1 protein-coding gene is annotated in these 1,762 nt (G+C 41.0%); it reads left to right on the forward strand.

Features of this window, described 5'->3' with window-relative positions; translation table 11 throughout:
- Positions 1 to 333 precede the first annotated feature (333 nt).
- Entirely contained in the window at positions 334 to 1,710 is a 1,377-nt protein-coding gene (locus H6S82_RS31790) for a PAS domain S-box protein (protein WP_190472723.1), read from the forward strand.
- Positions 1,711 to 1,762: the final 52 nt, after the last annotated feature.

The raw sequence follows: 1,762 nt of genomic DNA on the forward strand, positions 1-1,762 counted from the left end.
GGCTCGTGAATTCCAGGGCAAATAATCACGCTCATCAGCTTAACGCCACAGTCAGCGGTTTACAAAATTTTTTTTGCGCCACTACTTACCTTTGATTTTAGCTTGTGCATTATACAGCTTTTTCTCGAATCATCTATTTATATATACAATTTTTTATATTTTCAAAACTATGTAAACTAACCGCTGTCAGAGGATTATTTAGGGCATCCTGATATTAAGACCTTACCAATATTTGCTTCTCTTGTGATGCTTAGTAAAAAAAGAAACTATATATAAAATTTTTATGAAACCAAGAAAATTATCTAGCAGTCTGGAAATATCGGGGGATTCACCATGAGGAAATTCTCCTATGGGATGCTGCATCTGTGGCTAGCGATCGGAGTTTGCTTCTTAATCAGTACACTTCTTTTCTCGTCAGGTCTAAAGCTACAAAAAGAGCAAATTATTTTTAGCCAAATAATTTTAAGCGCAGAAATACTAACTCTAATTCTTTTGGCGAGCGCATTTTGCGTCGCTCAACTCGGCTGGCGGCGCGTCAAGGAACTGGAAGCAATCAACCAAGAACTGCAAAAAGAAATCGGCGATCGCAAGCAAGTTTTAGATGAATTATCGAAATCTAAGCACAAATACCAATCACTTGTCAACTGGATTGATGGAATTGTCTGGGAAGCCGATGCACAGACTAAAAAATTTACCTTTGTCAGCCAAAAAGCCGAGCGATTGCTGGGCTATCCGGTTAAAACTTGGTTTGAGGAGGCAAACTTCTGGAAAAACCATATCCATCCAGATGACCGAGAACAGGTACTTAACTTTTGCCATCAAAACATTCAAAGCAAAAAAGAATACGATTTGGAATATCGCACGATCGCAGCCGATGGGCGGGTAGTGTGGTTGAGGAATATTGTCACGGTAATTAGGTCGAGCGATCGACCAGTAAAAATACAGGGAGTGATGGTAGACATCACCGCACAAAAGCAAGCCCAAACAGCACTGCGAGCAAGCGAAGAACGCTATCGTCGCATCATCGAGACAGCTAACGAAGGGATCTGGGTTCTCGACGCCCAAAACCAAACAATCTTTGCTAACAAAAAAATGGCAGAAATGTTGGGTTATACCATTGAAGAAATGTTAGGTATGCCGATATTTGCGTTTACAGATGAAGAAAATCAAGCTGGTGCTGCTGCCAAAATGGAACGCCATCGACAATGTATTCAAGAACAATACGATTTTAAATTCCGCCGCAAAGATGGTTCTGACCTGTGGACAATTGTATCTGCCACTCCCATCTGCGATCGAGACGGGCAATACATAGGCACATTGGGAATGATTACCGACATCACCGAGCGCAAGCAAGCAGAGGCAGATCTGCAAGAAAGCGAAGAAAAATATCGGCTCCTATTCTCAAATGAGTTAGATGCCATTATTCTTTTTGATATAGAAACAGGTCTTTTTTTAGATGTAAATAATTCTTTTTTACAAATGTACGGATATAGCAAAGAAGAAGCCCTAAAACTGACACCAGCGGATGTAAGTACCGAAGTAGAAAACACTTATTCTGCCATCAACAAAGCCAGCATTACAGGCAGCGCACATATTTTTATTCGATGGCATAAGAAAAAAGATGGCACGGTATTTCCGGTTGAACTTTGTGCGGGAACATTTATTTGGAAGAGTCGCAAAGTACTGGAGTTTAGACTAACCGCGCTTTAAGGCGCGGTTAGTCTAAACTCCTAGCAATCCAAAACCCCTCAGCTTCTAGCTG

Origin of the sequence: Planktothrix sp. FACHB-1355, assembly GCF_014748295.1 — a bacterium.
Lineage (GTDB): Bacteria > Cyanobacteriota > Cyanobacteriia > Cyanobacteriales > Aerosakkonemataceae > Aerosakkonema > Aerosakkonema funiforme_A.

Coding starts and splice junctions, on each gene's coding strand:
- H6S82_RS31790 (WP_190472723.1), top strand. CDS start 334: ATGAGGAAATTCTCCTATGGGATGCTGCATCTGTGGCTAGCGATCGGA.